This window comes from Ruegeria atlantica (assembly GCF_013032455.1).
GTDB classification, from domain to species: Bacteria; Pseudomonadota; Alphaproteobacteria; order Rhodobacterales; family Rhodobacteraceae; genus Ruegeria; species Ruegeria atlantica_B.
On sequence record NZ_WQCF01000005.1, the window covers coordinates 220,430 to 242,117 of the forward strand.

Below are 21,688 nucleotides of genomic sequence, written 5' to 3' on the forward strand. Positions count from 1 at the left end.
TTCACTCCGCTGCAATCGCCTTGGGGGCGGGTGTTTTTGGCTTGGCGCCATTTTCATATTCTTCAAGGAAGTCGAGGACTTCCTGCCGGTAAGCATAGTAATCCGGGTGCTCCAGCAGGGCTTTGCGCGTGCGCGGACGCGGCAGGTCGACCTTGGTGATCTTGCCGATCGTTGCCTGCGGTCCGTTGGTCATCATCACGACGCGATCGGCCAGAAGGATCGCCTCATCCACGTCATGGGTCACACAGATCGCGGTGACTTTAGTGCGTGACCAGACCTCCATCAGGACTTCCTGCAATTCCCAGCGTGTGAGGCTGTCGAGCATCCCAAATGGCTCGTCCAGCAACAGCAGCTTGGGGGACAGAGCAAAGGCGCGGGCGATGCCGACGCGTTGCTTCATACCGTTCGAGAGATCCGAGGCAGATTTGTCCATCGCGTCAGCCAGGCCGACGCGTTCCAGATAGTATTCAACAACATCCTGCCGCTCGGCCATGCTGGCCTTGGGATAGACCTTGTCGACGCCAATCGCGACGTTCTCCTTGGCGGTCAGCCATGGGAACAGGTTCGGCGATTGGAACACTACAGCGCGCTCAGGATCGGCCCCTTCGACGTGACGGCCATCCAACTTGATCGCGCCTTTCGAGATGTCGTTCAGCCCTGCCGCCATGGTCAAAACCGTGGACTTGCCGCAGCCGGAATGGCCGATCAGCGAGATGAACTCACCCTTGTTGATCTTCAGGTCAAAATCCTCGACCACAGTCAACGGACCTTTGGGCGTCGGGTAAACCTTGTGCAGTTGCGAGAAGTCGAGGAAACGGCTCTCGATCATCCCCTTTTGCGCCTCGGCCACCGCCGTTGGAACCCCGTGTATTGGAGTGACATCCGGAAGAATACGAGAGCCTTCGACCTTGGCCTCGATCCCAACATCCATCAGGTACTTGGTGACGTCCGCGCGCAGGCTCTTGAAGGTCTCATCGTTGTTCATTGCGCCCCGATCACGGGGGCGGGGGATCGAAACGTGGAATTCTTGCCCCAACGTGCCATCGGGGTTCAGGGCGATGATGCGATCTGCCAGAATGATCGCCTCGTCCACGTCATTGGTGATCAGAACGCAGGTTTTCTTGTCGGCTTGCCAGATATGTTCGATTTCGTCGGCCAGATTGGCGCGGGTGAGGGCGTCAAGCGCCGACAGAGGCTCGTCCAGCAATAATACCTCAGGGTTCATAGCCAGTGCGCGCGCGACGTTGACCCGTTGACGCATCCCACCAGACAGCTCGGCTGGGCGGCGCGTGGCAGCATGGTTGAGACCTACCATTTTGACAAAATGCGCCACTTTTTCCGCTTTCTCGGCCTTGGTGTGGCCGGGAAAGACCGTATCCACTGCCAAGCCAACGTTGCCACTAACGGTCAACCATGGCATCAGCGAATAGTTCTGGAAGATCACGCCACGCTCAGGACCCGGTCCTTTGATCGGGGCGCCTTTGAACGTGACCTCCCCGCCGGTGGGCGTATCCAGCCCAGCCATCAAGTTGATCAGCGTGGTTTTGCCGGTACCCGAAAAGCCGAGGATCACCAGAAACTCACCCTCTTGCACGTCAAGGTCTATGCCTTTCAACACATCCGTGCGCGCGGTGCCTTCACCAAAGGATTTCGAGGCGTTCTTGAAGCTCAGAATGCTCATCTCGATCACCGATTATTCGTGAAGGTAAACAGGGATTGCAGCGCGTACATCACCCGGTCCAGTAGGAAGCCGATGATGCCGATTGTGAAAACCGCAACCATGATCTTGGCGAGCGAGCTGGACGAGCCGTTCTGGAACTCATCCCAGACAAACTTGCCCAGGCCGGGGTTCTGCGCCAGCATTTCAGCCGCGATCAAGACCATCCAGCCAACACCAAGCGACAGGCGCAGACCGGTAAAGATCAACGGCAGGGCCGAAGGCAGCACCAGCTTGGTGATCTTGGTATAGGTGGTCATTTTCAGGACCTTGGAGACGTTAACTAGGTCCTTGTCGATAGAGGCTACACCCAGTGAAGTGTTGATCAGCGTTGGCCACAGCGAGCACAGGGTCACGGTGATGGCCGAGATCAGGAAGGACTTGGCAAACCACCCGTCATTGGTGACATAAACTGCCGAGACGATCATGGTAACGATCGGCAGCCATGCCAGTGGAGACACGGGTTTGAATATCTGGATCAGCGGGTTCAGCGCAGCGTTTGCTGTTGGCGACAGACCCGCCGCAATGCCAAGCGGGACGGCCACCACCGTTGCGATCAGAAACCCGAAGAACACGGTTTTGATCGAGGTCCAGATCTGCAGGTAGTAGGATGGCGCGCCCGTGTAAGCGACCTGCTTGACCTCTTCCGCGCGGCCCGCGTCGATCAGCTTTTGGTTTCGCTTCTCGACCATCGCCTCGAACTTGGCGCGCTTGGCGGCCTTGGCCTGTGCGTCTTCGTTCAGGCTGACCATCTCGCTCCAGACTTGCGCAGGTCCGGGGACCGCACCAAGTGAAGTCTGCACCTTGGGGGCCAGTGTGGCCCAGAGAAGCAGGAAGGCACAGATCGACAGCAGGGGAACGATCAACAACCGCCAAATCTCGGTCATCTGGGCGCGTGGGTTGTCGCCAGCGGCGGCCTTCAGGACTGGCGTGGCCCAGCTGAGACCCAGAACCTGGAACCATTTGTCGGCGGCATTGATGCGGGTAAAAAGGCGGGCATGACGTTCCTCTCGGGCGGCGTCTGCGTTGAATTCGGGGTCGACCGTTGTCATCTCATGTATCCTTGCGCTGGCAGGGCACTGTTGGGGTCACGCCCGACTGTTGTCGGGCGTGAAGTTTGCTGGATTATCCTTGAACGTCTGAACCGACGATTTTCTGATCGCCCTTCAGTCCGATGGACAGGCTTTCGAGATAGGCATTGGGTGTGCGGCCGTCGTAGGCGATACCATCAATGATATCTTCGGCCGGGGTAGGTGCTTTGTAGCCGTCGCTGTCCCAAGGGAAGTCAGCCTCATTTGCCAGCCCTTCATCCACCAGCAGGCGCGCGGCTTCCAGGTAGATCTCGGGCTTGTAGACCGACTTGGCCACTTCGTCGTACCAGCTGTCCGGCTTCGCATCCGCGATCTGACCCCAGCGGCGCATCTGGGTCAGATACCAAATAGCGTCCGAGTAGAACGGATAGGTTGCATTGTAGCGGAAGAACACGTTGAAATCGGGAACGTCTCGCTTGTCGCCTTTCTCATATTCAAATGTGCCGGTCATAGAGTTGGCGATGACGTCATAATCAGCGCCCACATATTCCGGGCGGCTGAGGATTTCGACTGCCTCGGGACGGTTGGCATTGTCGTTCTCGTCCAGCCACATTGCGGCGCGGATCAGCGCCTTGGTCACGGCCAGGGTGGTGTTTGGGTATTCCTCGGCGAATTCGGCGTTGATGCCAAAGACCTTCTCGGGGTTGTTCTTCCACAGCTCATAATCAGTGATGACCGGAACACCAATGCCTTTGAACACGGCCTGCTGGTTCCAAGGCTCACCCACGCAATAGCCATAGATCGTACCGGCCTCGAGCGTCGCGGGCATCTGCGGCGGCGGGGTCACGGACAGGAACACGTCCGCACCAATCTGGCCGGTCACGTTGTCAGGGCTGTAGTAGCCGGGATGCAGGCCACCTGCCGCCAGCCAGTAGCGCAGTTCGTAATTATGGGTCGATACAGGGAAAACCATGCCCATGTTGAAGGGCTTGCCCTCGGATTTGTATTTCTCGACCACCGGGGCCAATGCTTCGGCGCTGATCGGGTGCTGCGGGCGGCCATCTTCCATGACCGGGATGTTCGGCTTCATCTCTTCCCAGATTTCGTTGGACACGGTGATACCGTTACCGTTCAGATCCATTGAAAACGGAGTTACGATATGCGCCTCTGTCCCATAGCCAATTGTCGCTGCCAAAGGTTGGCCAGCCAGCATGTGCGCACCGTCCAGCTGTCCGTCGATTACGCCATCCAGAAGAACCTTCCAGTTGGCCTGGGCCTCGAGCGTCACGAACAGACCTTCGTCCAGAAAATAACCCTGTTCATAGGCGACGGCCAAAGGTGCCATATCGGTCAGTTTGATAAAGCCAAAGGTCAGTTCGTCTTTTTCAAGCTCCAGCTCGGCAATGGCCGGAGACACAAGTGCTGTCGCTGCAGCCAAGCTCAGAAGTAGCTTTTTCATTTCGATCCCTTTCGGTTCAGCCCAACCCCTTGGGCAAACAAAAAAGCCGCCGACACAAACCGCCGGGAGGAGATGGCGGTTGGTCGAGCGGCTTTGCTCTTGTGAGTTGCCCTAGATTTTGGGCGAATTCTGTCGGTGAGCGTCGTTGCCTTCCGATGGGCTCATTAAGACAGTCACGCATCGAGGCGTCATCAGTTTTCGCGAGTTCAGCGCGGAAAATTCTGCGATGCAGCGCAAATCAATGCTGCAGTGCAAAAAAAATGTGCAGACTTATCCGACCGGCTCGAAAATGCGCCGGTCGAAAAACACGTTTCGTGGTAGAATCAGACTGCCATTGGTCGAAGCGACAGCGGTTGACTCGGGCAACGCACCTTCCAGTTTCTCTGATGCACCCGGTGTTTCGACCCCCAAACTGTGCAACTCACGACGATACAGATCGCTACGAAATACCTTTGCTGCCTGACGCTCTGCAGTACTAGCGTCCAGTCCGTTTCGAATCGCGAGTTGATGCGCAACCCATTTCGCCTGACTACGCCAGGGGAAAGTGGCGGCACCATCGAAGAACTCTACAAACCCTTCCACCTGACGCTGCTCTCCGCTCGGTAAAATCGTAAATTCTCCGGTAAGAGCTCTATCGATCAACTCGGGTGAGACATTCAGGTAAGCCTTGCGCGATAGCATCTCAGACGCGGTAGTCCGACTTTCTGGGTTGGAAAGCCAACGCGCCGCATGCCAAACGGCCCGCATGAGACTGCCCAATAGGCGGGGTTCGCTTTCGGCCCAATCGTTTCTAACCGCCAAAACTTTTTCCGGTGCGCAAGTCCAAATCGCATGACCCGGCAGTAGCAAAGCCCCAACATTGTCATCAACGGCGAAAGACCCCCAAGGCTCTCCTACGCAAAACGCATCGATTTCTCCGCTCGCAAGGGCCTGAGCCATCAAAGGCGGTGGGACTGTCCGAATTTCAACTTTTTTCGAGGCAAGCTCGGTTCCTGCAACCCAATAACGGACCAATTCAACATGCATGGAAAATGGGAAAGGTACCCCGAAGACAAGTATATTATCGGCAGCTTTGGCTAAGACTGCTGCCGCTAATTCGGCATTCATGAAATCGAAGTCATACCCCAGATCGGCTAGCCGTCTCGCCAATTTAGTACCAACGCCAATCACGTTGCCATTCAGGGACAGGACGGAAACGGCGGACAGCGGAGTCGAGATGCCACCCAAACCCAATGCCATCGCCACAGGGATCGCGGAAAGCAAATGCGCCGCATCGACGTGGCCAAAGGCTAGCATATCGCGCAGTGATGACCACGAGGGAGCCGGCTGCAGGTCTAATGAGATGCCTTCAGCATGATCAAACCCCATCTCACGCGCCACGATCAATGGCGCTGCATCGACCAAAGGCATATAGGCTACGGGCAAAGTTATTGTTCTCACGACAGCAACCCAGACGCGGTTACTAAGGCTTCGGCGACATCGGCTACGCGCCGGTTCTGGTTCATCGCGGTTTTGCGCAGCAGGGCATAGGCTTCATCCTCCTGGAGACCCTTTGCCCTCATGATCAATCCCTTGGCTCGATCGATCAACTTACGCTCTTCAAGTGCGCGTCGCGTTTCCTCCAATTCCACGCGCATCTGACGCAGCACCTGAAACCGTGCGATAGCGATATCCATGACGGGTTTAATTCGATCGGCTTGAAGGCCATCTACAACATATGCGGACATGCCAGCTTCAACTGCCGCCTTCGCCAATCCACCTGCCGCTCCGGACACAAACATTGCCACGGGGCGTTCCATTGGACCCGAAGCAACGGTCAACTCTTCCAGCATATCGCGTGATGGATTGTCTATATCGATCAGAACAATGTCCGGGCTATGCGTCGCAATTTGACGTGCCAGCCCTGAAACATTACCGATTACAAAGACATCTACATCCCCGGACTCTTTTAAGGCATCCACAATTGCGAATGCGCGTTCTTGGTTCTGCTCGACTACAACGACTGTAAGGTGTTGTTTCATGGAGACCCAATTGAACTGAAGCTTTTTTGACCACAATTCGAAAGCTACCAAAGTCTTTGGCAGACAGTTTGTTCGCCCAATATATCAGCGTTTTTAAACGTATGGTGGAGTGACTGCACAATTTTTCTGCGTGCCATTAAGTCAAATCCCCTTGAGCGCCGTCTTCGTGTATTGAGCCTAGACTATTGCTCTTATCGCAGGCCTTTACATCAAGCGGCGTACGTTCACTACCATTCGCATTGATGAGGCAGAATGTCGTTTCGCGTGATGTGCCTGCAGACGTTGCAGAGTTGAGCTACACAAGCCCTGGATTTGGTCAATTTTGTAAGTTAGCTCCGGCAACTCGACTTAAATATTCCCGCAATCGCGGCAAATGAGCGCTTTCCACCCCTCTGTGCAAAAGTCGCACTGTTTTGCCGCCTCCATATACAAGAAGATGACGTTCGCTGCATAATGTGGCTGTGTAATGCTCAACCTAGTAGTTCACCCAAAAAACTGTAGAGCGCCCACCAACCTTAGACCGCTTTAATGCGTCCAGATTTCCATTGAAAGCAAATCTCTGGACGCGGTTACCGGTGAGGTACCGCTAATCTTCCAGAATGCAATACAACTGATACCCAGATCAACACGCGCAGAGCTTTGTTCGAACTACGTGCGCAGAACATGTTCCTGCCACGCGCTAAGCTGCGACCTTAATCGCAGAAGGAACCAAATTGTGGAGCGCCCCTTAGAAGGTGACCAAATAGATTACACCTTGGCTGACATCATTCTTGTCGATCAATTCGAACGTAGACCTTTGGGGCGACCTTGGTTGACTCTCGCAATCGATTTCGCGACCCGCGTTGTTCTGGGCGTACATGTGATTTTTGACACGCCGTCCGCCTTGTCCATCGGTTTGTGTCAGCACCATTGCGTGCGAACGAAGTCGATCCGCGCGCCAGAGATACTGGATGAGTTGTATTGGCCCGCTGCTGGGATTCCGCAAACTGTTCATGTTGGCAACGGGCGGGGTTTCCGCAGCGACGCCTTCCAGTCGGCCTGCGCAGATTGGGGAATTTCAGTCGGGTACAGGCCACCGGATCGGGCGCATTATGGCCGCCATATCGAATGTCTTATAAGGTCAATCATGGGCGCAGTTCATGTGCTTCCGGGAACAACGCAATCATCCCCCAAGGACAGGGGGGATGCGGGGTCTCATGGTTTACGGCAGTTCAGGGATAGGAAAGACCAAGATCGCGAAGCGTATAGAAAGCCTGTACTCAACCCAATACGTGGCAGATATCGGCTTCGCCCGAACACCGATTATATTATTGCAGGCGTCTCCAGCGCCCGATGAGAGGCTTTTTTATCAGCACATTCTGGTGTCGATCGGCGCGCCTAACCAACTGCTCTTGCCCCCCGCTATCATCCTGGATTAACACAGTGAATCCCTCGACGCTTTCGTGCAATAAAGCCCTTCCCCGCTATAATAATACCAATTGTTTACGCGATTAACTGTCGAAGTTGAGTTTACCGCGCCGCGTCAAGGTCGAGAAGCCCCGGCACCACAAGGTCTATGCCCTTGAGCTTGATAGCCGATCGCACGAAGCTCTGAGTTTGCCTGAGCGCAAGTCGAAACACGACCCGCAGCGTGAGGCAGATCTCGATTGCCAAATCAGAGTACCGCGACTGACCACCGCGTGTTTTTCGGCTTGGTGACGCCCAGTTCTGCGCTAGGTCATCAGAAACCCAGATTGTCATGTCACCTCGACGAGCATCATTGAATTTATTTGGCAACTACCGGCGCTCATGTCAGAAGAGATGCCTAAAATACCGCGACACATCGGTTTATTCAACAAGGCTGGGATTTACCTTATTACAACCTAATTCGGTGCACTAAAGAGTCCACCTTGCAACAATTCACTGTCGGCCAAGTCGCCGCTGTACCAAAACTCCATTCCGATGGGATTATTGCGTCAGATGTTTATCGGGGCAAGTTTAACGGAAAAAGGTTCCGGATTCAGCATGTTGAACATCAACGAGCCCTGCGCCAAAATTAACGGCAGAAACTGTTCAACTTGTTTTGGAAAGAGCATGCCTTAAGCCCACACGCTCAATGCAATCTAGCGAACCGGCCTTGCTCAGGTTGTAGAGTTTGATGCCTCGCTCTTGCAAGATCTTGTTTGCTCGCTCAAAGCCCAAATACATTTTTTCGGCATTTTTCTTGCTCCTCGACTCAGAGTCGCTAATTTCTCTTCGGTTTGAAGCATAAAAATGCGGGTTCTTACCGCCAAAACTAAGATCAACGCCCGCGATATTTATCGATGTAAAACCCATGTATACGGCAATCTGAATTGCTACATGCATAACCGTATGAGAGGAAAAAACAGGTTGGGTCAGGTCGAACTGAAAGGCACCCTCATGCATCTTCGGTTGCTTGTACGAATCGAATATAAAGGCTTCCTTTAGATGCACCGGATTGGTGATGTTAGCTGTTGAGTTGATGAAAGTATGATCGATCCTTGATATGTCAATTTCATGATTATAGTCGCGGTAGAAAACCGGATCAGCCACGACATAGCCACAGATATTGTCCAACTGATTACCTAGTAGGTTGAGACCACCATTCACAGTGATAACCTTCTCTCCCCTGAGAGCGGCGAAATCCAACTTCGATAGCGAAGGTGCAGTACCCAAAAGAAAGCATCTTTGACCAGAAAACTTACCTTCAATCTCTTTGAATTTGTCGGGCGTCGATTTAATCATTCTCGGCGCTATTTCAGGAATCTTCCGATTCAGGTCGCTCTGTAATTTCTTGAGATTTTTTTCAATGTCGTCCAGTTTCGAGAGTTTAGCCTCAATGCTATTAAGAAGTCGTACATCCGCCCCAGGTAAATAGGTACTTGTTCGACCTTTCCCAAATAGGAGCCTAGCCAGTTTCGTGGAACTCGTATTTCTGCCTTGCTTCTCGCCCATCGCTTATCCCCTATACTAAATGCCGAATTTTATTGAACATCCGGTCCATGTCCTTTCTTCCTTGAAGGACATAATTTCGCGATTTGGCGATAAAATCAGTATGATCTTGCTTTGCGAACTCGTTCACGCGCTTTTCAGTAAGGTCCTCACTATTCACCAACAGATATGAAGAAAGATCGATTCCCAGATCAGAAAGCAACGCGCCTATCTTGTGTGTATTCGACTCGATGCATAGCATTGGTTTTCCAGCTGAGAGACCTAGACACAATGCATGAAAACGGCCTCCAACGATGGCATCAGCGTTTGTGATCCTGTCCAAAGTCAACGGGTTAGGGGTCCCATTTGCCATTGCGTATGACGGCAAATCCATGCCAGCAGAAAGCGTTTTTAGCTTTGCGCTCACATCGTGCAATACGCTGTCTGTGAATATTAGATTCCCCTTAGGGCTTTGAACGCTTTCAATGTGTTTGTAGAGGCTTAGATCGGGGACACATATGGCCTCTTTTGCACCATCGGCGGAGGCTAGCTTCATCGACGTGGATTCTCGGAACGCCGTGAGCTTAAAAAGCTGTAAATACTCCTTGGTTTTTGGGTTTGACTGCCAAACAGAATTGACCAAAACAACAGGTTTTCCGGCGTCAGCCGCAAGGGCGGCCTGTTCAAAAAGACCGATGCCTCGATCATGGTGCAGGCTCCCTTCACCGTTTAAGATAACGATGTCCGCACCACGAATACGCTTCTGGAATGTCGCCTTCTGCGGTTTTTTTTTGCTTTGTATCGTGCGAGATACATTGATCCCATGCCGGGTGCAAAGTTCGATTAGATTCCCCATTACGAAATGGCACCCCAAGTGATCACCATCGCGCCGAGTATCGTTTAGAATTACGGCTTTTGGCTTTCGAAACAGGTATTTCATCACAGAAGTCCGATCGCTTTGCTTTGTCTAGTTGGCATCCGTATCTAGAAACCAGTTCGAAGCCTAATCATGATGTCTGCACCGGTCGTTCATAACCCAGAAAGTCAAAATCGCTTTGGTAATAGTCTATGATTCGACACCAGGCGCGATCGGAGCTTTCAAGCAGATCTTGGAAACTCTCTCCTTTGGTATGACGGATTCGAGGGAAATCACCGGCCTCTTTTCCAACGGCCTCCAGAACCTTGTTGAGATCTTTCTCATAGTTTTCATATCGGCCAACAAAATCAGCCTCTTCCAAGCAGTTGTAAGGGTGAGTTTGAGGGATCGTATGGTGGCGCACGCTGATCTCAACATTGCCGCCTGCTCGGCCATAAGGGATATTTTCATCCAGAACGATATCAAGAAACTTGTGAAAGCCTCCGTCAAATCGCCGTATATCCCTGAAATCGCGATAGGCCGACGCAAGTCGCTCAAGAGGGTGGCGCACAAAGGCGAACTTGTAATGTCTTTTCCAGTCGGCCGGGATCTCGCCGAAGATCGGGCCAGTATATTTGCGTTCCCAGAGTCCGACGCGGATAGTTGATCCTCCGGTTTTGGGAATGTGAATAAAAACCGCATCAGGATCGGATAGCAAAAAATTAGACAAATCCTCAATTCTCCGTTTTCAGTTTTGATCGGATATAGCGGCCTGTTCCCAGTCGCAATTCAATTTCCAGCCCAGCCTCGCCGCTGTGTCACGAACATAGTTTTCCTCACCCTGGAAGTCATGCGGTCCGAAGTGTTGCTTGGCTGAGTAGTTGGTCAGCGTCCGTTTGAAATCAAACCCAAAGATCGAAACGTGTCGTGGATTTAAGCACGAAATCAAATCTACCGTCATCGCGCCCACGCTTGGTCTTGCGGTCAACCTTTGGTGCAAGTGCTCCCATCTTTCTAAGGGATAAAAGCTCATACCATCCAACTTGGTCTGAGCGCTTTGCTCGCGAAGTTTCGGCGACATCCATATCAAGCGACGGGCATCGAACTCAAGATAAACATCTTCGATAATCCGGGGCGTACTGAATGCCAGAATGTCAGTTCTCGTTCCCTGCGAAATAAAGGACTTGGGAACACCGCGATTCATCCTAACGACAATATCGCAACTATCGATGGCGTGCCCGTGCCGCATGGATAACAGTGAGGCCGCATTGCCCACGATGGCGACAGAGCGCAGGCTCCAGTCCGCGAATTGACTTAGGTCGGCAGTAATATCCAAGATTCGATTTCCTCACCTTCGATACTGTGACTGAGGTATGGAACTGTCGCTAAAGCTGGTTTCGTGACAAATGTCTAGGGGCTAATCGCGCACCGTTTGCAATCTAGCGGAGCAGATGGCCATCCAAGTATTCTGGGGTTTGTCCCAGTTTTCTACGACTTTCCAGCCTAGACAGGCTGCAGAATATTTGATTGGTAGGATGTGAAATGGTCGCAGAATGCCAGAAGTCACTGCTAACTACTTGAATAAAAAATGAAACTTGACCTTTTCCCATAATTTTCTTGCGGACCCCAGTTTCTGTGTCTCTGCCACCCATTCTTCTGGGAAACGCTTGCGACAACAGGCTTGTATATATGAGCGGACGGAATCGGCGGCGTATTTCTGAACCTCTGCACTCTGACTATCGGCAAAAAGTAGTGCGGCACCAGGGCGGCTTCCTTTGAGCAGACCATCAATCAATTCTCGCGGATCCTTGTCCTGCGCTGCATTTTGATGAGGAACCTCACCTGAAAAATCCAACCCTATAAAGCTCACGAGCTTGCTTCTGGCTTCTTGATCATTCCAGCAGATTTCAATGAAGTTTTCGGAACCTGAAAAATACTCTCGCACTTCCTCGATATGGCGCAGGTAAAACTCCTTTAACTCTGCCGCGTTCTGCGCTGGCAGATAGCCGTTAAGCGACATAAGTTGATTGTCTTTAGGGCCTTGCCGAAGATTGTGCGTATTTAAAGACTTCCACCAAGTATCAGGGTTTTCCCTCTTGGTCAGCACAAATTTGGCATCTGGATATTTTTCATGCATCACCCGATAAAGGAACGGCCACGGGTAATCATCAAAGCTATCGAACATCTCGGAAATCCTGAAAAGGGTTTCGAGGTCTTGAACCTTGAAAGCGGCAAGTCCTATGTGAACCGGGCCTTCCGAATGCTTGTAGCCACATTGACGCATGATTTCGCCAAACGTTGAAGTGCCCGTTTTGCCGAGACCTATACAAAACACCTTCGTCTTGGGCTCGCATCCCGGCTGGCTAATGGTTTGCATTCTCTTCTCATCTGTTCGCATCGGTGTTCGGTTAGTGTACACGTTAGACGCATCCCGGCTGGTGTACTAGTCCATCTCCTTCTTGCAGTCTATCCGGTTTTTACAAGACAATTGGGTTGGTCCTCGTACCTCTTTCTATGCTTAGGACTGTTTTGTTTGAGCTCTTGCAGTCCCTGCTTTCACGACCCCTAAGTATTTTGTGCTGCAGGTGGCGAGAAAGATGATCTTACATCCTGACTTGCGTGCATTTAGGGTCAATCGCCAATGATCCTTCCCGATTGAGATGCTGTTGTGGCTTTGGACTCCCACTCCGTCATGGCTACAAACATGAGGTACTGCATCGAGGGTCTTCTCGATGCCGGATCATATGGCCTTGCGTCCAACAAAAAGATTTTTTAGTAGCGCGAAGATGGAATTCTCGACCTTTGCCCTATCATACAAAGATGTTCTGGCATCCTCGAGCGCATATCGATAAAGCTACCAACAAAATTTAGTTAAAACTGCATCGATCAGAAAACACAAGATGAGCTCATTAAAGCTACCGGCGAACTACATTGCGCTTGACGACTTCGGGGGATTGCAAACCCTTTATGCTGGCTTTGCCGAAGCAGTCACCGCGAAGGGATATCAAGTTTTTACCGTCAACAGAGCGAATTCACTTCCGCTTCAGCATTTTTCTGCGACGCTGGAGCAAATTGGCGGGTCGGTGCAGTCGCCTCAAACTTATCGGGTCGCGAATGTGTTGCCGGGAACACGGCGCCTGGTGCAGCACACTCTTTTGAACTGGCGATTTGGCAGCTCGAATCTGGATCATGTGTTGTGCTGGAACGCCCCACCCGATTCGTACATGAAGTCAAAGCGGCGAAAATTCGCTTTCTATGATCATGGCTTCTCTTCAATCAGGAAAGTGAACAACTGGCGACAACAGCAACTGGCTCGGATGAATGGGATCATTAGCGTCTCCGAGTCCAATAAACGCTTACTTAAGGATTTATGGCATTATGAGGGCAAAGTTCATGTTGTTCGAAACCCGCTGCGTCAGGAAATCGCCAAGCAAAGTTTGAAAAAAAAGAGGAATCCGGAAGACAATTTTAGAATCTCTTGCGCGTCGCGTTTGGTTTCTTTCAAAGGAATTGTAAGTGTTATACACGCAACTGCTCTGCTTGTGCACCGAGGTTACCCGGTAACACTTACAATCGCTGGAGAAGGACCCGAGGCGCGCATTTTGGAAGATACCGCACGGCAACTTCTTCCAATCGACAAAGTGGCGTTTCCCGGTCTAGTAAAAGATATGTGCTCGTTTTTCGAAGAAACTGACATCTTCGTCGCACCATCGCTCCGTGAACCATTCGGGCTTTCTCCGCTGGAAGCACTGGCTTCAGGTGTCCCAACAGTTCTATCGAACATCGATGGTCATCCAGAAACTCTACCGTTCGTCGGAGCTGCGACACTAGTTGAGCCGGAATTGTCACTAACAGAGTACGCCCAATTGGGTTCAACAAACACAAAGCTGCCAGAATACGTTTACTTTCCTTCTCTGCAGATGATTGCCGAGCCAAAGGCGCTTGCGCCCGATACGCTAGCCGATGCCCTGTCTCAGGTAATCAATTCATACACTGAACACGCTAACACGGCCTTCGCCGCAGCGGAGCAGGTGCGCCGAAAATTTAGTATTGAAAAATACACTGATGAACTCCTGGAAGTTCTTGGAGAAGTTTTTTGAATCTCGTATCTAGACGCCGCAGCGTATATGTTAGGGCGATCAGTAAGCTTTGCAAAATGTCGCCAACCTGTCTCAAGTTCTTTCGAGATGTATTTTGGAATAAGCAGCGCGTTTTTGTCGTAGGTGGGCACGGGGGTACAGCCTTTGATGATAACGGCCGAGCTGTTGCTCTTCATCTTGCTCATGACAATGGGAACTTGGTTTACTGGATCTTCAAATCAGGCGAACTCGCAGGACTGGATCATGGCAATATCCGACCGCTCGAACGCGGAACTTTAAAAGCGCAGATTGCGCTCGAATTGTGTCATGCCTGTTTGTATTCACATGGATGGACAGACGTCACTAGTGATCGCCACCGATCAAGGTCGTGGCGAATTGACGTTTTTCTAAGCCATGGAGTCTATGGTTTAAAACGTGCGGCGCGTTACATCGATTGTCCGCCTAATACGCCATTCGATGTGACGATTTGCAGTTCGGACTGGGAACGTAAGGTTAGAGCGCGGCTGTTTGGTGTGGCTGAACACAAAGTCCTGCCTGTGGGCCTTCCGAAACATGATACCTACTTGGAAGCGCAGAAAAACGGTCGGGACACCATCACGCATCGGGTAGTTTATATGCCGACTTGGCGAGATTGGTTGCAGGCCAAACCGACCCAGCGAGCCACCGATAATCATATTGCCGGCCTTTCCGGCCTCATAACTTCTATGCCGAAGAAAGATTCTAGTGGTCGTGAATTCGCACTTACGCTTGTAATCCATAAAAACATAAAATCTTCCCTATCGAGCTTCGCTGCAGCATTCTCAGAGGATCGTGTCCGTGTTGTTCAAAGCGACGAAGTCGATTTGCAAGAGCTGCTGGTTTCTTCCGAAACGCTTATAACAGACTACTCATCAGTATTTTGGGATTTCTCACTTACCGGGCGAAAAGCAGCCAGATACATCTTCGATAAGGAAGTTTATGAATGGATTACCGGCGAATATCCGGAAGCTTCTGAGCTCACGGCGCCGATTACGTTCTTTGACCCATTGCAGATTTGGAACTTCCTACGAGACGATAACAATTCGGACCTGTCAAAACGTATGGCACAGGAATGGGCAATCTACTCGCGCGGAGACGCTTGCTCCCAGATTGAGATGTACCTGTTGGAAAACCTGGAGACATTTCGTTGATCCACGCCAGTTCTTATAGCCGCGCACGGCTTTGTTGCACAAATCGCGGCGTAAGCACACTTCCCCTATTTATCCTACAGGCTCGGTGACGGGTATGCCAAGAGCGGTGTAGCGGTTGAGAACAGCGATGCGAACCTAGAGCTCAGCGACCTGCCGTTCGAAGTCGCGGACCATGAGGCCTTGGCCAAGGAGTTAGACGCAGTTCATCTTTGCCTCTGCGCGTCTTACGCTTGATGCCCCTGACCAACTTGTTAGCGGCGTCATTCGACGTTCCGGATTTCTTGTTAATCTTCGTTCCATATAGGCTTCGATGAACCAGAAATCCTCCGCTGCTCATCAGACATTCGCGGCTGTGTTCGTTGAGGGTGATAAACGTGCGAAACACCTTTCCATCATCTGTGCGACAATGAACGAGGTCATAGCTTCAGACTGGTTACGTCGCTCGGGGCGCAACCGGACGCCTGACCCATCATTCAGCCAGAGCCGCCCCTTCTTCGGTTGCTTCATTGGCACTTTCAGCCCCTTACGACGCCACAGACGTTCCACAAGCTTGTCGTTGATTGGCCCGCCCGCATCTCTCAGCAATGCCGCGATCCGGCGGTAAACTTATCGGCCATACTGACGAGCCAGTTCGATCATGTCCGCGACTAATCCGCCTTTGTCAGCTCGGCCCCTCGATGGCTTGCGTTGCGTGGATCGATGCTGCCTCAGCACCCGACAAGCACCTCAACCTGCCGCAATGTCGGGACAATTTCTTCGGGTTTGCGTCGCTTGTTTCCTATCGTGAACCCTCGTTCTCCTAAACATAACGGCGGACCACTTTAGTGTGGGAGAATCAGGACCACGTTGTCTTTCAAAAGAATCGGAGGAAAGCTGCCTTTCGCTGCGACTGCAAAACACTTGTTTTGAATTGGAGCCAAATACCTTTAGATTTTATGCTTCTTTGCTATCAAAAGCGATAGAAGCGTTTTGATGTGCCATGGAACACGTCTTCTTGGTTTGAGCTCGGGATGAGTTTCTGGTGCCGGGAAACAACCTCGTTGTAAGTTGAAGTGAGGCTATCGACCGGGAAATTCGATCCGAACATGCAGCGATCGGCGCCAAACTGGGACAAGCAAGTCGAAACAACAGGCGCGACGCTATCAACGCTCCAGTTGTGGTCGAACATTCCGAGGCCGGAGAGTTTGCAATAAACTTGCGGCAGGCTCGACAATGCTGTCAGTTCATCCGCCCACCTTTGCAAACCTTGTGGTGACCTGTCGTGTGGTGAACCTGCGTGACACAGGGCAATCCGGGTTTCCGGGGATTGCGCAAGAACATCTGCAGCTTGATCCATTAGTTCGGGCAGGAGTTGAAGGTCAAAGGAAAGGCCGCGAGTGCCCAATTGCTTTAGACCAGCCAAAAACGCTGGGTCTTTAAGCAACGCGTTTGTGCCAGTTGACGCATCTTCACCCGGAGCACGTCCAATGATCTGACGAACGCCGCGCACAGAAGGCAGGGTTTGAAGACGGTCGAGTTGCTTGCTCAGATCATCAGCAGTCAGATCGCAGAAAGCCACTTGTACCAACGGCCAGTCAGAAAACTGGTCAGCAATGGTTTGCACCCATTGAGCTTCGGCCCAGTGGTCAGCCGCACCGACCTGAATGTGTACCGAAGCGCCGAAGCCCATGGCCTCGGCATCAGCGCGAAATTCCGGCAGCAAATAGTCCCGCTGAATTGAAGCCGGGTCGCCAAAAAAACGAACGATACCTTTCTCCATGAGCCATGGATAGGTCACTGCCGAGAGGTCCCATAGGTGGTGATGCGCATCGATCTTCATGGTGTTTCGATCCCTGTGGTGCGGGCCAGAATATCAACACCTTGCCCATTCCAGAAATGGAGAAGGTCGATAAAGATCCAGTTTTCGGCCAGTTTGTCACCAGCGCGGCGATAGATGTCGATCACCCTAAACTCTCCGGGTTTATCAGTGGCAGGCATACCCATAAACCCTCCCGTCGGAGTGGCCGTGAAGTTGGGCCAGCCAAAGAAGCCGCCATAATGCCCTTCGGCCAGTCGGCAGACATGTTTGGTTTTTGATCGATCTTTGAAACCTGCACGGAACGGTCCAGAGTGTTGCTTGGCATAGCGTTCTATCGTGTAAGTAGCGCCGATCCCCTCAGGGCCCCACCAGATCATGTCCTGGTGCCAGGTCCGGGCCAATTCATCCTCGAGCGACACTCCACTATCCCATTGGCCAAGATCCGTGATCATCGCATTGATGACCGCCAGCGTCTTCTCGCCTTCTTCAACGGGTTGTTCGTTCAACAGCAGGCCGTCATGGGGCATTGGTCCGGGTTGCACCAAATGTGCTGCCGTTTGTGGGGGAAACGGATTCTGTCCTGCTTGCACCATCAGGTGAGGTATGTCGAAGTACATTGCTGTTTCGACAATCCTGCCATTGGAAACTTTGTGGAACACGCAATATCGCAGGAATGCCAATTTACCAGTTGGGCGAATACCCAACCAAGGTCGGTCGAACAGGCCCATCAAGTGCCCCATGGACACGACCCAAACGTCAGCCTGGTCTCCCAGTGAGTTTTGCCCCGCGAACAATATATCCACACGGTTTTGCATGTGGGTAAGGCTGCTTTTCAGCGGCTTCCAGAATTGCCGGGCAACCTGCTCGGCACTGTTGATTTCGTGGAATGGATGAAAGCCGCGCCACTTCAGGTCCGGAGCGCAGAATTGGCTCATGACTGTGGGGGATTCGTGCTCTGTCGCGGACACCAGGGCGGTGTGAAACGCAGAGACCAGTTTTTTTTCTGTCTGAAAGTTCACAGTGTTTACCATTGTAATCAGGGTTTTACGAGAGGCACGAGGCCGGTGTGAGTCGGAAGTCAGCGGTAGTTTTGCATACGTATGCAAAAAAGTCTTGCCTGATTTGGTATATGCGAATTACAGTTTTGCAAACGTATGCAAAATGATTCCTTGCAGGGGGCACCATGGCGGAAATTCAATTGCGGAACGTCGGTAAACGATGGGGCTCATTCGTTGGGGTTCACAATTTCGACCTGACGATCGCGGATCGCGAGTTTCTGGTGCTGCTCGGGCCCTCGGGCTGCGGCAAGACCACAACGATGCGTATGATCGCTGGCCTTGAGGACGTGACCGAGGGCGAAATCCTAGTCGACGGCAAGGTGGTCAATGACCTTGAGCCCAAGGACCGCGACGTGGCGATGGTGTTCCAGAGCTACGCGCTTTATCCCAACATGAACGTCTATGAAAACATCCGTTTTCCGCTGAAGGTGCGCGGCATCGACGCCTCGACGCATGACGACAAGGTGCGCCGTGCCAGCGCGATGGTCGAGCTGGACGATTTCCTGCACCGGAAGCCTGCCGAGTTGTCGGGCGGTCAGCGACAGCGTGTGGCACTGGCCCGCGCCATTGTACGCGAGCCGAACGTGTTCCTGATGGATGAGCCACTATCAAACTTGGACGCTAAGCTTCGGGTTTCGACGCGGGCACAGATCAAGAACCTCAGCCACGAACTGGCGGTGACGACCATCTATGTGACCCATGACCAGATCGAAGCCATGACTCTGGCCGACCGTGTCGTAGTTATGAAGCAGGGTGTGGTGCAGCAGGTCGGCAGCCCGACCGAAATTTATGACCGCCCAGCGAATACTTTCGTAGCCAGCTTTATCGGCTCGCCCGCGATGAACCTGATGGATGGTAAGGTTTTGGACGGCGTTTTCCGTGCAGAGCACGTCGAAATTCCGGTCGATGCGCTGGACGGCCCGATGACGCTGGGCTTTAGGGCCGAGGATGCCAGCCTTGCCGAAGGAAAAGGCCAGATTACCGCGCCGATCTACACGCTGGAATTGCTAGGCGACGCGACCATGATCTCGGTCCGGGTCGGTGGGGCTCTGGTCTCGGTCAAAGCGGACAAAGCCTTCCGTGCCGAAATTGGCGAGCCGGTCTCATTCTCGGTGCCAACAGAAATCTGTCACCTCTTTGAAGCTGAAAGTGGTGCGCGGATCGGGGGTTAACCCCAAAAACTGCCCGCATGGGCATAACAACGGTCCGGACGTCGACGACGGACCGATCCTGACAGGGAGAAACGCATGAAACTCAAGACGATCCTTATGGCAGGTGCCATGTCCATCGCCTCCACCGGTGCGTGGGCTGATTGCGCCTTTGAAAATGATGTACCGCTGAAATCGCTCTCTGCTGGGTTCGAGGCCTGGAAAGCGGTAACCGATGCGATGGCGGAATGCGGCAATTTCAGCGCCTCGCTGGACCAGGAATTCCGCGAAAAGCAACCCGAAGCGTTTGCAGCCGATCCGGCGCTGTATCAGATTGGTGGTGTTTCAAATGCCACGTTGGTGCCGTTGCTAAATGCGGGCACGATCCGCCCGCTGGACGATCTGGTCGAGAAGTACGGTCAGGATTTGCTGCCTAACCAGTTGATCAAGGTGGATGGCAAGACCATGGCCATCGCGATGATGGTGAATGCTCAGCACTTGATGTATCGCGACGACGTTCTGGCCGAATTGGGCATCGAAGAACCAAAATCCTACGCCGACGTTCTGGCCGCAGCTGCTAAGATCAAAGAAGCCGGTGTCATGGATTATCCGATTGGCGGCACGTTTAAGACCGGTTGGAACCTCGGTCAGGAATTCGTCAATATGTATCTCGGTGAAGGGGGGACGTTCTTTGGCGACGGCAACATGCCCGCAATCAACAATGAGCAGGGCGTTGCCGCGCTGGAAACCCTGAAAGCCATGACCGAATACATGGATCCAGAATATTTGGTCTCTGACTCGACTTATGTTCAGCAGCAGTTCCAACAGGGCAAGATTGCCATGGCGAACCTATGGGCCAGCCGTGCAGCCGCCATGAACGACGAAGCCGAAAGCCAGGTTGTTGGCAAAGTGACTATGGCCGCAGCGCCGATGGGTTCGGCGGTGCCAGCGACTACCATCTGGTGGGACGGTATCGTTTTGGCCTCGAACATGAGCGACGAAGAGGCCGATGCTGCCTTCCGCGTCGCGCTTGAGGGGATGGACAGCGATATGGTCAGCGCGAACAACGATGTCGCTGTATGGTTGAGCCCGGCCTACTCAGCAGGTGAATTGGCCGCCGGTGCTGCAGCTTCCGCAGAAGGGGGCGCCAAGGCGTACCCGGCTTCGGGTCCGATGGGGATCATGCACACAGCCTTAGGTAATGGTCTGGCCGACTACCTGACCGGTGCCAAGGATGCGCAGACTACACTGGCCGATATCGAGGCAGATTACATCACCGCCGCGAAAGAAGCTGGCCTGATCAGCAACTGATCCTTCCTGCGGGAGGGCTGCGGCCCTCCCGTCCTTTACCTTGAGAACCATGAGAAAGGCAGAGCCATGAATTTCCGGACATTTGCCGCTTTTGTCGGCCCCTCTGTCTTTATGATGCTTCTCTTCATCGCGTTTCCGCTAGTCAGCGTGTTCAAGCAAAGCTTCTATGTCACCCAACCAATCTATGAGACGGTTGAAAAGGAAACCTGTACGCCCGGTTTCCTGACGCAGATTTGTGTGACCGAGCAAGTGTCGCAGCCTATGCTGGATGAGCATGGTGAGATTATCACGCAGACCCAATATGTCGGGCTGCAAAGCTATCGCAATGTGTTGGAGCCTGAGCGGGCATGGCGCGCCATAAGCGATGGCAGTTGGCATGTGCTGTCGACGATTAACTTCTGGAAAGCCCTGCGGTTTACGTTGACCTTCACGCTGATCACTTTGCCGCTGGTGGTCGGGTGCGGTCTTGGAATTGCAATCCTTATCAACAACGCCGCTCGATCAATCCGTGGACCGGTGATCTTTATCTCGTTGCTGCCGTTCATCATCACGCCGGTGATTGGTGTGCTTTCGATCAATTGGCTGTTCCGCGGCGACGGTATCCTGACCGCGATGATGGAATGGTGGCTGAACCGCGACATAGCTCTGTTCGCGCAGGCTTGGACCATCGAGGTTCTGATGATGCTCTACCGCGTCTGGCACGTCGCCCCCTTTGCAGCGATCATCTTCTATGCCGGTCTTCAAACGGTCAATCAGGACAGTTTGGAAAGCGCGGTGATTGACGGGGCAACCCGCTGGCAGCGTTTGAAATACATCGTCATCCCGCACCTGATGCCCTTGATCATCTTTGTTGCGATGATCCACCTGATGGACAGCTATCGTGTCTTCGAAGAAATCGTTGGTTTCTCGAGTCAGGGCTACGTCATCTCGCTTCAGTGGCTGACCTTCGACTACCTGACGCCTGATCAGGCGGGCAACCGGTCGATCAGCCGTGCCTCGGCGAACTCGATGCTGACCATGATCGGTGTCGTCATCTTGCTTATCCTGCCGCTGCGCCGCACCTGGCGCGATCATAAAGGAGGTCACTGA

The 21,688-nt window shown here is 52.7% G+C and carries 19 protein-coding genes and 2 pseudogenes; 6 read left to right on the forward strand and 15 right to left on the reverse strand.

Translation table 11 applies throughout. The features are described from left to right. Nucleotide 1: 1 nt before the first annotated feature. The 5 genes from GOW93_RS11445 to GOW93_RS11465 form a co-directional block, all read right to left on the reverse strand. Entirely contained in the window at nucleotides 2-1,681 is a 1,680-nt protein-coding gene (locus GOW93_RS11445) for an ABC transporter ATP-binding protein (RefSeq protein ID WP_170384176.1), read from the reverse strand. Nucleotides 1,682-1,686: 5 nt separating this feature from the next. After that, on the reverse strand, nucleotides 1,687-2,769 hold the full coding sequence (locus GOW93_RS11450; protein WP_170384178.1) for an ABC transporter permease: 1,083 nt from the start codon (nucleotides 2,767-2,769) through the stop codon (nucleotides 1,687-1,689). 73 nt (nucleotides 2,770-2,842) lie between these two features. Then, on the reverse strand, nucleotides 2,843-4,207 hold the full coding sequence (locus tag GOW93_RS11455; RefSeq protein WP_170384180.1) for a CmpA/NrtA family ABC transporter substrate-binding protein: 1,365 nt from the start codon (nucleotides 4,205-4,207) through the stop codon (nucleotides 2,843-2,845). A 270-nt stretch (nucleotides 4,208-4,477) separates the two neighbouring features. Further along, nucleotides 4,478-5,647, reverse strand: a complete 1,170-nt coding sequence (locus GOW93_RS11460; protein WP_170384182.1) for an ABC transporter substrate-binding protein — start codon at nucleotides 5,645-5,647, stop codon at nucleotides 4,478-4,480. Beyond that, nucleotides 5,644-6,228: an ANTAR domain-containing response regulator gene (locus tag GOW93_RS11465; protein WP_170384184.1), complete on the reverse strand. Its 585-nt coding sequence runs from the start codon at nucleotides 6,226-6,228 to the stop codon at nucleotides 5,644-5,646. The genes GOW93_RS11460 and GOW93_RS11465 overlap by 4 nt, the downstream gene beginning before the upstream one ends. Before the next feature lie 1,139 nt (nucleotides 6,229-7,367). Between GOW93_RS11465 and GOW93_RS20915 the strand changes: the two genes are divergently transcribed. Next, the gene (locus GOW93_RS20915; protein WP_368039663.1) at nucleotides 7,368-7,646 is read left to right on the forward strand and encodes a TniB family NTP-binding protein; all 279 of its coding nucleotides are present in this window, start codon (nucleotides 7,368-7,370) and stop codon (nucleotides 7,644-7,646) included. 91 nt (nucleotides 7,647-7,737) lie between these two features. Here GOW93_RS20915 and GOW93_RS11475 read toward each other — a convergent pair whose 3' ends face one another. The 6 genes from GOW93_RS11475 to GOW93_RS11500 all read right to left on the reverse strand — a co-directional run bounded on the left by GOW93_RS11475 (nucleotide 7,738) and on the right by GOW93_RS11500 (nucleotide 12,392). Next, nucleotides 7,738-7,968, reverse strand: a complete 231-nt coding sequence (locus tag GOW93_RS11475) for a transposase (protein WP_170384188.1) — start codon at nucleotides 7,966-7,968, stop codon at nucleotides 7,738-7,740. A gap of 312 nt (nucleotides 7,969-8,280) precedes the next feature. Continuing rightward, on the reverse strand, nucleotides 8,281-9,183 hold the full coding sequence (locus GOW93_RS11480; RefSeq protein ID WP_170384189.1) for a 6-hydroxymethylpterin diphosphokinase MptE-like protein: 903 nt from the start codon (nucleotides 9,181-9,183) through the stop codon (nucleotides 8,281-8,283). A gap of 10 nt (nucleotides 9,184-9,193) precedes the next feature. Beyond that, nucleotides 9,194-10,099 carry a polysaccharide pyruvyl transferase family protein gene (locus GOW93_RS11485; protein WP_170384191.1) on the reverse strand — a complete coding sequence of 302 codons (906 nt, stop codon included), beginning with the start codon at nucleotides 10,097-10,099 and terminating at the stop codon, nucleotides 9,194-9,196. A 67-nt stretch (nucleotides 10,100-10,166) separates the two neighbouring features. After that, the gene (locus GOW93_RS11490; protein WP_170384193.1) at nucleotides 10,167-10,745 is read right to left on the reverse strand and encodes a sulfotransferase family 2 domain-containing protein; all 579 of its coding nucleotides are present in this window, start codon (nucleotides 10,743-10,745) and stop codon (nucleotides 10,167-10,169) included. Nucleotides 10,746-10,763: 18 nt separating this feature from the next. After that, on the reverse strand, nucleotides 10,764-11,351 hold the full coding sequence (locus GOW93_RS11495) for a glycosyltransferase family 29 protein (RefSeq protein WP_170384195.1): 588 nt from the start codon (nucleotides 11,349-11,351) through the stop codon (nucleotides 10,764-10,766). A 237-nt stretch (nucleotides 11,352-11,588) separates the two neighbouring features. Further along, on the reverse strand, nucleotides 11,589-12,392 hold the full coding sequence (locus tag GOW93_RS11500; protein WP_170384197.1) for a sulfotransferase: 804 nt from the start codon (nucleotides 12,390-12,392) through the stop codon (nucleotides 11,589-11,591). A gap of 523 nt (nucleotides 12,393-12,915) precedes the next feature. Between GOW93_RS11500 and GOW93_RS11505 the strand changes: the two genes are divergently transcribed. Then, nucleotides 12,916-14,115, forward strand: a complete 1,200-nt coding sequence (locus GOW93_RS11505; protein WP_170384199.1) for a glycosyltransferase family 4 protein — start codon at nucleotides 12,916-12,918, stop codon at nucleotides 14,113-14,115. Beyond that, nucleotides 14,112-15,284: a CDP-glycerol glycerophosphotransferase family protein gene (locus GOW93_RS11510; RefSeq protein WP_170384201.1), complete on the forward strand. Its 1,173-nt coding sequence runs from the start codon at nucleotides 14,112-14,114 to the stop codon at nucleotides 15,282-15,284. Before GOW93_RS11505 ends, GOW93_RS11510 begins: the two co-directional genes overlap by 4 nt. Before the next feature lie 69 nt (nucleotides 15,285-15,353). On the opposite strand, the pseudogene GOW93_RS11515 reads toward GOW93_RS11510, so the two are convergent. The 4 genes and pseudogenes from GOW93_RS11515 to GOW93_RS11530 all read right to left on the reverse strand — a co-directional run. Further along, nucleotides 15,354-15,506 (reverse strand): annotated as a pseudogene (locus GOW93_RS11515) (IS5/IS1182 family transposase); the annotation flags it as partial. Nucleotides 15,507-15,621: 115 nt separating this feature from the next. Continuing rightward, nucleotides 15,622-16,007, reverse strand: a pseudogene (locus tag GOW93_RS11520) (IS3 family transposase); the annotation flags it as partial. A 226-nt stretch (nucleotides 16,008-16,233) separates the two neighbouring features. Further along, nucleotides 16,234-17,103, reverse strand: coding sequence for an amidohydrolase family protein (locus tag GOW93_RS11525; RefSeq protein ID WP_170384203.1), 870 nt, complete (start codon nucleotides 17,101-17,103; stop codon nucleotides 16,234-16,236). Further along, nucleotides 17,100-18,101 carry an ester cyclase gene (locus GOW93_RS11530; RefSeq protein ID WP_368039664.1) on the reverse strand — a complete coding sequence of 334 codons (1,002 nt, stop codon included), beginning with the start codon at nucleotides 18,099-18,101 and terminating at the stop codon, nucleotides 17,100-17,102. The genes GOW93_RS11525 and GOW93_RS11530 overlap by 4 nt, the downstream gene beginning before the upstream one ends. A gap of 164 nt (nucleotides 18,102-18,265) precedes the next feature. Between GOW93_RS11530 and GOW93_RS11535 the strand changes: the two genes are divergently transcribed. The 3 genes from GOW93_RS11535 to GOW93_RS11545 all read left to right on the forward strand — a co-directional run bounded on the left by GOW93_RS11535 (nucleotide 18,266) and on the right by GOW93_RS11545 (nucleotide 21,688). Next, complete coding sequence (locus GOW93_RS11535) at nucleotides 18,266-19,312, forward strand: ABC transporter ATP-binding protein (RefSeq protein ID WP_170384207.1); 1,047 nt, start codon at nucleotides 18,266-18,268, stop codon at nucleotides 19,310-19,312. A gap of 75 nt (nucleotides 19,313-19,387) precedes the next feature. Next, the gene (locus GOW93_RS11540; protein ID WP_170384208.1) at nucleotides 19,388-20,599 is read left to right on the forward strand and encodes an ABC transporter substrate-binding protein; all 1,212 of its coding nucleotides are present in this window, start codon (nucleotides 19,388-19,390) and stop codon (nucleotides 20,597-20,599) included. A 66-nt stretch (nucleotides 20,600-20,665) separates the two neighbouring features. Next, nucleotides 20,666-21,688: a carbohydrate ABC transporter permease gene (locus GOW93_RS11545; protein WP_170384210.1), complete on the forward strand. Its 1,023-nt coding sequence runs from the start codon at nucleotides 20,666-20,668 to the stop codon at nucleotides 21,686-21,688.

What these genes read in the sequence shown, in the direction of transcription:
- GOW93_RS11445 (WP_170384176.1), bottom strand. Translation starts at nt 1,681, where the DNA reads ATGAGCATTCTGAGCTTCAAGAACGCCTCGAAATCCTTTGGTGAAGGC.
- GOW93_RS11450 (WP_170384178.1), bottom strand. Translation starts at nt 2,769, where the DNA reads ATGACAACGGTCGACCCCGAATTCAACGCAGACGCCGCCCGAGAGGAA.
- GOW93_RS11455 (WP_170384180.1), bottom strand. Translation starts at nt 4,207, where the DNA reads ATGAAAAAGCTACTTCTGAGCTTGGCTGCAGCGACAGCACTTGTGTCT.
- GOW93_RS11465 (WP_170384184.1), bottom strand. Translation starts at nt 6,228, where the DNA reads ATGAAACAACACCTTACAGTCGTTGTAGTCGAGCAGAACCAAGAACGC.
- GOW93_RS20915 (WP_368039663.1), top strand. Translation starts at nt 7,368, where the DNA reads ATGTGCTTCCGGGAACAACGCAATCATCCCCCAAGGACAGGGGGGATG.
- GOW93_RS11475 (WP_170384188.1), bottom strand. Translation starts at nt 7,968, where the DNA reads ATGACAATCTGGGTTTCTGATGACCTAGCGCAGAACTGGGCGTCACCA.
- GOW93_RS11480 (WP_170384189.1), bottom strand. Translation starts at nt 9,183, where the DNA reads ATGGGCGAGAAGCAAGGCAGAAATACGAGTTCCACGAAACTGGCTAGG.
- GOW93_RS11485 (WP_170384191.1), bottom strand. Translation starts at nt 10,099, where the DNA reads ATGAAATACCTGTTTCGAAAGCCAAAAGCCGTAATTCTAAACGATACT.
- GOW93_RS11500 (WP_170384197.1), bottom strand. Translation starts at nt 12,392, where the DNA reads ATGCAAACCATTAGCCAGCCGGGATGCGAGCCCAAGACGAAGGTGTTT.
- GOW93_RS11505 (WP_170384199.1), top strand. Translation starts at nt 12,916, where the DNA reads ATGAGCTCATTAAAGCTACCGGCGAACTACATTGCGCTTGACGACTTC.
- GOW93_RS11525 (WP_170384203.1), bottom strand. Translation starts at nt 17,103, where the DNA reads ATGAAGATCGATGCGCATCACCACCTATGGGACCTCTCGGCAGTGACC.
- GOW93_RS11535 (WP_170384207.1), top strand. Translation starts at nt 18,266, where the DNA reads ATGGCGGAAATTCAATTGCGGAACGTCGGTAAACGATGGGGCTCATTC.
- GOW93_RS11540 (WP_170384208.1), top strand. Translation starts at nt 19,388, where the DNA reads ATGAAACTCAAGACGATCCTTATGGCAGGTGCCATGTCCATCGCCTCC.
- GOW93_RS11545 (WP_170384210.1), top strand. Translation starts at nt 20,666, where the DNA reads ATGAATTTCCGGACATTTGCCGCTTTTGTCGGCCCCTCTGTCTTTATG.